Here is a 10034-nt window from a genome sequence, read left to right as displayed (position 1 = left end):
CAAAAAGTAGAAATGACGGTGCAGGGATAACCTCCTAGCACCGTCATTTTTTTTATTTTTGCCGATTTACTTATTAAGTGAGTGGTCTCGTTAAGGTGAACGACCTACTTTTGGGACAGCCCCTTTTTTGTGTTCTTATAATCGAAAAAAGGGGATATTGGGAGGGTATGTCGAATACATGTGTGAAAGATTACCTACGTATTGTAGGGCATAGGGAAGGATGCCTATGAATTAAATTGCATCTTTTGACTCATTGGCCAGATAGAGTTCGTTCTATCGAAGGGAGTAGATGGAACCATGATAAGAAAGAATGGAGCATACCTAATACAGAATCAAGTGTGAATAAGTTAGTTACTCATTTTTTAAGATGAGCCCGTTATTGTAGCTGGTGAGCTTCTATCTATGTTTTAAATGCCGTGAAAATGTTGTCCTGAAGGATAGGATTAGCGTAAAAGATTACAGCAAAAAATGGTGTTAAAAGGATTCAGTGCAAAAACCCAAAAAGCATATCTTGAGCACGTAGATCGCTTTATGGAAAGTGGCGATTATATGATGGAGAATGTGAATTCATCTGATGTGCAGCGCTATATGCTACACATGCATGAGCAGAAGCGCTCTCATTTGTATGTGAATCAAGCAATTAGTACCCTGCATTTCTGCCAATGTAATGTAGAAGGGAAGGTTGGTTTTCCGAAACGTTGGACAAGACCTTAGACAGAAACGAGGCTGCCAACTGTGTTATTTCATATTGATGCTCAACGTGGCGTGATACATGTACGGTAAGCTAAGGGAAAAAGGATCGATATACAGTGCTATCTCAAGTGGCATATGAGTTGATAGTGGAGTATAAGGAGCACTGTATATCAACGAAAGAATCGAAAGCCTGGCTGTTCCCTGGAGGCACGAAAGCCTGCATATCTTTAACGTAAAGTTGAAAAAGAAAAATTGCGAGCTGGCATAAAAAAGCCAGCTACTGTGCATACGTTAAGGCATTCCTTTGTAACTCATCTGTTGGAAGCAGGTACGGATTTGTGCTATATTCAAAAGCTTATTGAGCATGCTAAGGCGATTGAAATTTATACTCATGTCAGTACTCGCAACGTCCGTCGGCTTAAAAGTCCTTTGGATCGTATGTGAGAAGAGTAGGACTGAGTAGATGGAGTACAAGTCAAGAACGTGTCGTTGTAGTTTTTATCACAAATGGGGCTTTTATAGCTTTTTCTATAAGGTTGAAAGTGATATATTCACGAAATTCGTAGATTAGAAGTTATATGAAATATTCGCGAGAGAAACATTGAGGAAGGAGATGAGAGGCTATTATAATACTAGTATTTTCAATAATAATGAGTCTTTTTGTAGTAATGTCATATATTTTGACTAGTGCTATTATTTATCATGATATTAGTAGACTTATCAAGAAGCAGAAGAAGGCTAAAAAAGATAGTGGCATAATTGAAGATAGCTTTAAGAACAAGAGCAAATTTTTGAAAAATATGATTATCAATGAATTCCTTGATCTATTATACATTGATAATAAGGGAAAGTTTTTGACTTCGTTATTTATATTATTTTTTTCAGTTGTGATTATTTTGGAGAGGATTAACTATAGTCCTGAGAGTGTCTTTGGGGAATATCTCCTCTTATTAATAATGCTGTTTATCTTCTATGGTATTGGTGTCTTCATACATAATTCAATGAAGGACTTCTTGATTGATAGTGCTTTCTATTTCGTGAAAGTTTCCATTGTTCTTATGTATCCTTTGGTATCATTCCAAAACTTTTTGCAACAGGTGAATAATAAGACGATACTATTTCTTACAGTAGTTATTTCTGTCGGTTATTCATTTGCTCTAACTAAGAATGTAATTGACTGCTTTAAATCGCTCTTATTTCAATTCGTTAATTTCATTATATTGTTAATATTTTTAAATCTATCCGTCATAGGGCTGACATTCGGAATGTATTACCTCAACAATAATGATACATATAATTACTATACCGTTGAAGAAATTCAGGAAATAAATAATGGTGATTTGTCAAATATGCTATATGTCATTTATAAAGGTATAGCACCCTTTTTTTCCTTTCCGAGTAACATAACGCTAAATGCTGACTTTAATTATTATATACCGTTAATTGAACATCTGCTTGGCTACATATTTAACTTGACGGCAATAGGATTTTTTATATCTTATTCTGTTTCCAAGTATTTTGAACGTAGAGCAAAATCTAATTGAAAGTTTGGTCGTAGAGGGGGAATAATTCATATAACACCGTTTCACGTATCGGGCATACGCACTCCGTCCCAGAAATATATTTTAGAAGTAGTTGCTGTGAACACAAGAGCGTTATCGGATATTATTGCATGATAAAATAAATAACAATAAACAGAAAAGGAAAATAGAAAATGTATAAAAAACTTATAATACCAGCAATTATCCTTCTATTAATTGTTCCTGTATTAATTAATGCTCTAGTTCAACTTCCAGCTATACCCTTTACCTCAGTATTTGGAACAGGAAAGGACTGGTTTGGATTTTTCGGAAGTTATTTCGGTGGAGCTGCAGGTGCTATAGCAGCAGTATATATTGCACATAAGCAAGTCGAGGCTGCTAAGGATGACTTTCAACAAAGACTTGATATTGAGAAGCAGAAGCAAATAAGGGAGGATGAAAAGCAACACAATCTGATTAAACAGGAGAACCGAGTGTTTATCGGTTATGAATGGGAATGGACCGAATGGAATCTTGAGAAATTCACTAATTTACATAAAGCCAAGATTGTATATACTTTTGATTATCAACAACGAGAATATTCGTTAAAGAAAGATAAGAAGAACATTACAACTTTTGCAAAACTATCGTTATTGGGAAATGCAAAGTTTATTATGGATTGCCAAATAAAAATAATTGTTAAAGAATTCATACCGGAATTGATTGTAAATCATTTAGGGGCATATAACGATCCTAAATTCAATGATTATGAACTGAAAATTCATCTGCCGATTGTAACGAGTGAAGACCTGATATTCATTCCAATTATAAACTGTTACTTAAAGTACGAGGAAAAAGACAAATATTATAATCATGTTATATACGATGTTGAAAGATTCGAAATCGAGTACGTAACACCAGTCAATGAAAGAATTAGATATATTTCTAATTACAGTGAAGGAAAAGAAGCCTACTTAGTTATTAATGACAATGGGTCAGAAAAACTACTATTCGAGAGTAGTCTTCAAGATATTAGATGGAAGGTTCCTGGAGTAAAAATTGTTGAATAGTGCTAGCCTAACAAAGAGGAACAATAACAACTGATAACATTGTATCTACGCCGCGGCTACATCCTTGGTTCTCAAGAAGCTGGAAGCAGAGCAGATAATTCAACGAACAAGCCTTCAAGGCTAAGTAGCTAATGCAAATCAGTCGCTGATGTTACTTAATAATTTGGGTTGGTATATACAAAAACGTTAGACGATACCCATGCACTTCATACTTCTCTTAATTTTTCATTTCGTTTAAAGTTACTTTTAGTAAAGCATTTCATAGGAACTCTCTCTTCAACAGAAAAATCTTGCTTAGTGATTTAGAGCTCTATGGAAAACGGATACTTTTTGTGAATTTACATCTAATTAAGCAAAGCCGATTAGTGAAGGAAATGAGCAAATGTGAACAAGTATTGAAGGGGTGGTCGAGGAAGGCTACGTATTCAACCTGGAGGCTAGCGCCCCTTATTTGTTGGATGTATAATTGTGGAAGTTATCTCGTGCAATAAACGCCCCAACCCTAAGATAGGAGCTATCTGAGGTTGGGGCGTTTCGTGAATCCAAGAACGATATCGGAAATTTCCTGATTGTAGAAGGAAATATGACTGCATGAAACATTTAGGAGGAGTGAACAAATGATATCCACTACAACGGCAAAAATGATAAATCGTTTACCTGATAAATTAGTCACATACATATCTAAAAAAATTGTAGCTAGATACCTAAAGAAATATGCAAACATAAACATAGTTGGTAGTGAAAACTTAAAAGGAATACAAACGCCAACGATTTTTATTTGTAATCATTTAAGCAATTCTGATGGATTAGTTTTAGGAAAGGTGTTAAAAGAGATTGATCCGACCTTTGTAGCAGGTGCTAAACTGTCACATGATGCTGTTACAAGTATAGGGGTTAACGTAGTTAAGACTACAAATATTAAACCAAATACGGCTGATAAAGAGGGCCTCGAGAAGATTATTAAGCTTGTTAAACAAGGCGAAAGTTTATTGATTTTCCCAGAAGGAACTAGAAGTAGAGCTGGTAGTATGATTGAAGCAAAGAAAGGAATCCTTCTTATCGCAAGAATGACAGGCGCACCTATTGTTCCTATTGGGATATATGGGACAGAGAAATTGCTACCTATCAATACTGAAGGAGATATGAGGGCGGAAAGCTTTAATTATGCAGATGTTCATATCAACATTGGTAAACAATTTAAATTTCAAAAGAGAGCTAAAGAACAAGACAAAAGTGAATATGAAGATTTCACTCTAAAATATATGATGTACAAAATAGCAGAATTATTACCTGATGATTATAGAGGCGTATATAAATAAGCAAACCATAATTCTAGAACATAAAATACCGTGAGAATCCTCAACCATATATGCTAGAATCAAGATAGCAAGAAGAAGTAGGATGAGATTGTAGGAGGTGGAACGAATGAAATGGCAAGAAGTTAGAGAACTGTTTCCTGATCAATTTGTTCTAGTTTCCATACTTAATTATCATGAGGAAGGCAACAAAAAAATTGTAGATGAAGTTGCACCGATTCGCTCGATATCAGAAAAAGAGGCTAATAAAGAATTTTTTCAAGCAAAACCAGGCAATTTAGTTTACCATACTTCGAATCCAGATTTTGTGATTCATCTTCGTCGAGATCCTTTGATGAGAGTGAGACGTAATAGTGATGAAAATTAACTATGATGGACAGTTAATTACAACGTCAATTACCGTTACATTTAGAGGACGAGTATTGAGAATATAGAAATAGATATTGGTATATTGCCAAAAGATCATAAAGGGCTACTGGGTTTGGAGATACTGAAACAACAAAATTGTATTATTGATTTAAAACGTTAGAACTTCGTATTTGAACTGTGGAATGCGGCAATACTAAGGTGGATTCTAATATTTGTAGAATGACCATAGCAAAGAACCTCCAACACCACATCGTGGCTGGAGGTTTTTTACGTTGTTTAATGAACGCTAAAAAACATATTATTTAAATAAATTCAATGTCGTAATAATGATAGGCATGGCAAACACGTCGATAAGAAATGCGCCTACGATAGGCACGATCAGGTATGCTTTGCGAGAAGGTCCGAAGCGTTCCGTTACCGCAGCCATATTTGCCATTGCATTTGGTGTAGCGCCAAGCCCATGGCCTGTAAATCCGGCAACCATGATGGCAGCGTCATAGTCTTTGCCTAGCATTCTGAACAAGATGAAAATGCCGAACAGCACGATAAAGATAACTTGTACTAACACGATGAGAAGAAGTGGAAGAGCAAGATCAGCTACTTCCCATAGCTTGATGCTCATGAGTGCCATGGATAGGAAAAGGCCTAGAGTAACGTCACTTATTAGGCTAATGCTCTTCATGTCGATGGTACTTGGATTGAATGCATCTATAATGTTGCGGACGATAACGGCCACAAACATAGCTCCGACATATCCTGGAAGGACAAAGCCTGTTGCTGATGAGAACAGCCCTCCTAAATACGTCCCTAACGCCATACAGAATGTAATGATCAGCACTTGGATGAAGAACGTATTTGTTGTTATCGGTAGCAATTTTTCTTCTGCGTTTGTTGTTACTTCTGCTGTTTCTGTTGGCTTCAGATTATATTTGGTTATCAAATATTTTACGGTCGGGCCGCCAACTAGACCGCCGGCGATAAGTCCGAAGGTAGCTGCTGCAACCCCGATGGACAAGGCAGAGGGGATTCCCATAGCTTCAATCGTTTGGCCAAATGCGCTTGCCGCGCCATGTCCGCCTTCCATGGATACAGCACCAGCCATCATCCCGATTAGTGGATGGAGGCCAAATAACGAGGCAAGGGAAACGCCAATCGCGTTTTGTGCCAAAGCTAGAAATCCGCAAGCCAGCCAGTAAATGACGAGCAGCTTGCCGCCTAGTTTAATCAGTTGAAAGCTTGCTCCCAATCCTACCGTGGTGAAGAAGGTGAGCATGAATAGACTTTGCAGCGAAGTATCCAATGTAATTTCCATTACACCTGTCGCTTTCAATATCGTAGCTAGGGTAGCAAATAGCAGCCCACCGACAACAGGGGCCGGTATACAAAACTTTTGCAATACGCCTAATTTCCTGACCAAGAAGGTTCCGAGTACAAGCAGGGCTACGGCCAAAAATATCGTATTTACTTGATTAAGTTCCAGCGTCATCCATATTCCTCCCCATAAATGCCATAATGGCTTCATTCGTTAAGTACGCGCCTAGCTTTATCGTTCTGCCGTTCTCGTCGAGAGTAGGATTAACCTCGCAAATATCAAAAGAAAGCGTTTTCTTGTGAGCGGCAACCGTGCGGATAAGATCTCGAACAACCATCGGTGTTAATCCAAATGGAGACGAAGCACTGACTCCTGGCGCAAATGCCGCATTGATAACATCGGTACAAAGGGTGAGCATGACATAATCTTGTTGTTCCATAAATGCGTTTAGGGAGAACGTAATATCATCCATTTGCTCCGTACGCATCTCTTCTTCTAGTATATAGCGAGCGCCTAGCTTATCCGCTGTGTCGAACAGTTCCTGTGTATTTCCAAAACGCTGAATGCCGAGCACGAAATAGCGGCTGTTGCTATCTTGCTCTAATATTTGTCGAAACATGGTACCTGAGGACGGTTGCGTGTTATAGGGACGCAGGTCGAAATGAGCGTCAATGTTAATAATGCCGAGTGAAGCATCTGGTCCAATATGGTTGCGAACGCCTAAATAATGCCCATACAACGTCTCATGCCCTCCACCTAAAATAATAGGAGTGGTCGATTTGGAAAAGAGTTCAGAGATGGCACTCCCCAATGCTTCTTGGGCTTCTTCAAGCTTATCATTGGAACAAGTCACATTTCCCGCATCTATTAGGCGGTGACTCTCTGCTGCTCTCCAAGGTATACTTGCGAGCGCTTGTCTAAGTGCATTTGGTGCATTAGCCGCGCCTAGTCTTCCTTGATTACGCCGCACGCCTTCCTCGCATTCAAAGCCGATAATGGCGCATGTGTTGGTAGAGAAAGTTTCTCGTGGTGCATGTAATTCCATTGGTTCCACAATTTGATGATAACGGAAGCTGCTTCTTCTTTCCGCATGATCCGTTCGGCCGATCCATACATCGGCTCCAACATGGTTTCGCAATGTCCCCACCCTTTCTGCGTATTTTGTTCATTATATGATGACATTCTTATAATTTTAAATATATAATACAAATAAATTAATAGTTTTTAGTTATAAATAGTGAAGGGAGGAGCATTTTGGATATTAAACAATTACATTATTTTGTAACGGTTGCCGATCAGTTGAGCTATTCCAAAGCCGCACAAAAGCTGCATATATCACAGCCATCTTTAAGCAATGCTATAAAGAATATAGAGCGTGAGGTAGGTTCGCCGTTGTTTGAACGAAGTACGAGAAAAATCGAACTGACGGATGCGGGCATCGTTTTATATCAAAAATCGATTGGGCTGCTTTCTCAAATGAATATTTTGAGAAAAGAAATGGAAGAAGTAAAAATGACCGGAAGAGGGGAACTCGTCATTGGCATGATCGAATCAGTAAGGCAGTGGGTTCCTCAAGTGATTCGTGAATATCAAAGTCGCTTTCCTTCGATTCACATTAAGCTGTTTGAAGTACTGAGCAGAAAAGCAGTGGTCAATTCGTTGCGGAAATACCATACCCATCTTATGATTACGAATCAATGTATCCATGAGGATGATATTGAATCGATCCCTTTATATCATGAGAAGTTGGTCCTTGTGCTGCATCGGGATCACGCTCTCTCCAGAAAGAAGTCTATTACATTAAAAGAATTAGAACACGAACCACTCATTATTAGCATGGAAGGATTTCAGACGAGGGAAGATATTTTGCAAGCCTTTGCGCTCGAACAAGTATCTCCCAACATTAAATTTGAAATCGAACGGTTCGAAACGGCTTTGACATTGGTAAGAGAAAATCTTGGAATTGCGATTATGCCTGAAAATTATTTAGTTGAACCGAGAGATCCAGCCATTGTCCGAAAAACGATAGATTCATCTGCCTTAGAACGCACAGTCTATTTAATGTATATGAAAAATCGATACTTGGCACCAGCGGTCCAATGCTTCTTAGAAGAAATCCAACGTAAGTTTGTATTGGGGAAAATGGAGCTATAGGTGCGAGTTATAGTAAAGTAAATGTATAGGTGTAACTTAGGAATAGTGAGGGAATGAAGATGACAAAGAAATTGTATTACGATTCTGCATATATTCGAGAATGGAAGACACGAATAACACGCAAATTGGAGCGGGAAGATGGAGCCTATCTGGTACTGGAGGAATCAGCCTTTTATCCACACTGTGGAGGACAGCCCTGTGACTTCGGTTGGATCGACAACATTCCGGTGCTTGATGTAGTTGTTGAAGAAGAGATTCTGCATAAAGTCGAGCGTTTTCCTGAGAATGAGGAAGTCGAGTGCCACTTGGATTGGAATAGAAGGTTTGACCATATGCAGCAGCATAGCGGTCAGCATTTGCTGTCTGCTATTTGTCTGGAAGTATGCGGGGCGGAGACGCTCAGTTTCCACCTAGGACAAGATTACGCCACGATTGATATTGCTCGAGCTGATCTGCCTCAAGATCAGTTGATGACGCTTGAGTTAGCAGTTAACGAACAGATTTACCGCAATCGTAAAATAACGAGCTATTTTGTAAACCAGGAGCAAGCTGCCACCTTGCCGTTAGTAAAGCAGCTAAAGGTAACGGACGATATCCGAATCGTTGAGATCGAAGGTATCGAATATAATGGATGCGGTGGCACCCATGTTTCCGCAACAGGAGAGATCGGCATGATCAAGCTGCTAAAAGTAGAGAAGCAGAAGGGAAATGTACGCCTCTATTTTAAATGTGGATACCGTGCGTTGAATGAGTTTAATGCCGGAATGGACATTCTCAGCAGTTTGTCGGTCAGATTCAAAGCTGCAAAGGAAGAGGTTCTGGATCGGATTGCAAAATGGGAACAAGAGCAGAAGCAGCTCCAAGCGGAATTGAATGCTGTGAAGGCTGAAAATGATGCTTATTTAGCCGAAAAGTTGTTGGCAGATCGTAAGGGGAATCTCATTCAGCATGTATTTGCGGATAAATCACTTAAAGACATGCAGAACCTAGCGGCTAAGCTTACCGAGCAAGCTGATGTTATTATACTCTTTATGTCCAACGCGGATCATAAAGTGCTTCTAGTCCAAGGAGGTGCGAGTGGATTCGCTTGCGGTGCGTTCTTTAAACAGCATCTGGCTGACTATCGTGGCAAAGGTGGAGGCAGCGATAAGATGGCGCAGGCTGGATTTGATACGAATGAGGATGCAAATGCGTTTTACCATTTTACAGTGCAGTCCTTACAAGAGGCGTAGAGGTTTACTTGATGTAGTAGAGAGCTGAAAATGAGTTTATAAAAAAACCATAGAATTAAGAACGCTTGTAGTAAAGTTTCTTGGATGGTAAAATATAACTAAATATTATTTACTCAAGTATGGTGGCTCAAGTCCTTCAAGATTGCAGGCAAATGTTGATTTCGTTCTTGAACTGTTTAAGCTAATAAGTGTTTCTCATCTAGAGAACTGTAAAGACCAAGTGTATGTTCACTTGGTCTTTATTGGTTGTACGCCCAGCATGGGCGTCATCTCTAGGGTGAAAGTCCCGAACGGGGGCTGGCGAACGCCTACCGTTAGCCAAGAGCAAGGGTGTCTGTCGTGAGGCAGAATCTGAAGGAAGCTGGAGG

The 10034-nt window shown here is 39.1% G+C and carries 8 protein-coding genes and 1 pseudogene; 7 read left to right on the top strand and 2 right to left on the bottom strand.

The window, feature by feature from the left end; all coding sequences use genetic code 11:
* Positions 1–462: 462 nt before the first annotated feature.
* The 5 genes and pseudogenes from IFO66_RS23500 to IFO66_RS23480 form a co-directional block, all read left to right on the top strand.
* A pseudogene (locus IFO66_RS23500) lies at positions 463–714 on the top strand (phage integrase N-terminal SAM-like domain-containing protein); the annotation flags it as partial.
* Positions 715–945: 231 nt separating this feature from the next.
* Positions 946–1137: a tyrosine-type recombinase/integrase gene (locus IFO66_RS23495; RefSeq protein ID WP_192027447.1), complete on the top strand. Its 192-nt coding sequence runs from the start codon at positions 946–948 to the stop codon at positions 1135–1137.
* Positions 1138–2407: 1270 nt separating this feature from the next.
* A complete protein-coding gene (locus IFO66_RS23490; protein WP_192027446.1) occupies positions 2408–3283 on the top strand; it encodes a hypothetical protein in 876 nt (291 codons plus the stop codon).
* Positions 3284–3900: 617 nt separating this feature from the next.
* Entirely contained in the window at positions 3901–4602 is a 702-nt protein-coding gene (locus tag IFO66_RS23485) for a lysophospholipid acyltransferase family protein (RefSeq protein ID WP_192027445.1), read from the top strand.
* A gap of 106 nt (positions 4603–4708) precedes the next feature.
* Positions 4709–4966: a hypothetical protein gene (locus IFO66_RS23480; RefSeq protein WP_192027444.1), complete on the top strand. Its 258-nt coding sequence runs from the start codon at positions 4709–4711 to the stop codon at positions 4964–4966.
* A gap of 300 nt (positions 4967–5266) precedes the next feature.
* On the opposite strand, the gene gltS is transcribed toward IFO66_RS23480, so the two are convergent.
* Positions 5267–6454, bottom strand: a complete 1188-nt coding sequence (gene gltS / locus IFO66_RS23475; RefSeq protein ID WP_192027443.1) for a sodium/glutamate symporter — start codon at positions 6452–6454, stop codon at positions 5267–5269.
* On the bottom strand, positions 6438–7418 hold the full coding sequence (gene hutG / locus IFO66_RS23470) for a formimidoylglutamase (protein ID WP_192027442.1): 981 nt from the start codon (positions 7416–7418) through the stop codon (positions 6438–6440). Before hutG ends, gltS begins: the two co-directional genes overlap by 17 nt.
* Positions 7419–7534: 116 nt before the next feature.
* Between hutG and IFO66_RS23465 the strand changes: the two genes are divergently transcribed.
* The gene (locus IFO66_RS23465; RefSeq protein ID WP_192027441.1) at positions 7535–8434 is read left to right on the top strand and encodes a LysR family transcriptional regulator; all 900 of its coding nucleotides are present in this window, start codon (positions 7535–7537) and stop codon (positions 8432–8434) included.
* Between the two features lie 59 nt (positions 8435–8493).
* A complete protein-coding gene (locus IFO66_RS23460) occupies positions 8494–9666 on the top strand; it encodes an alanyl-tRNA editing protein (protein ID WP_192027440.1) in 1173 nt (390 codons plus the stop codon).
* Positions 9667–10034: the final 368 nt, after the last annotated feature.

Origin of the sequence: Paenibacillus arenosi (assembly GCF_014841135.1) — a bacterium.
Classification (GTDB): domain Bacteria; phylum Bacillota; class Bacilli; order Paenibacillales; family Paenibacillaceae; genus Paenibacillus_B; species Paenibacillus_B arenosi.
This window is presented reverse-complemented; position numbering and strand designations above follow the sequence as displayed.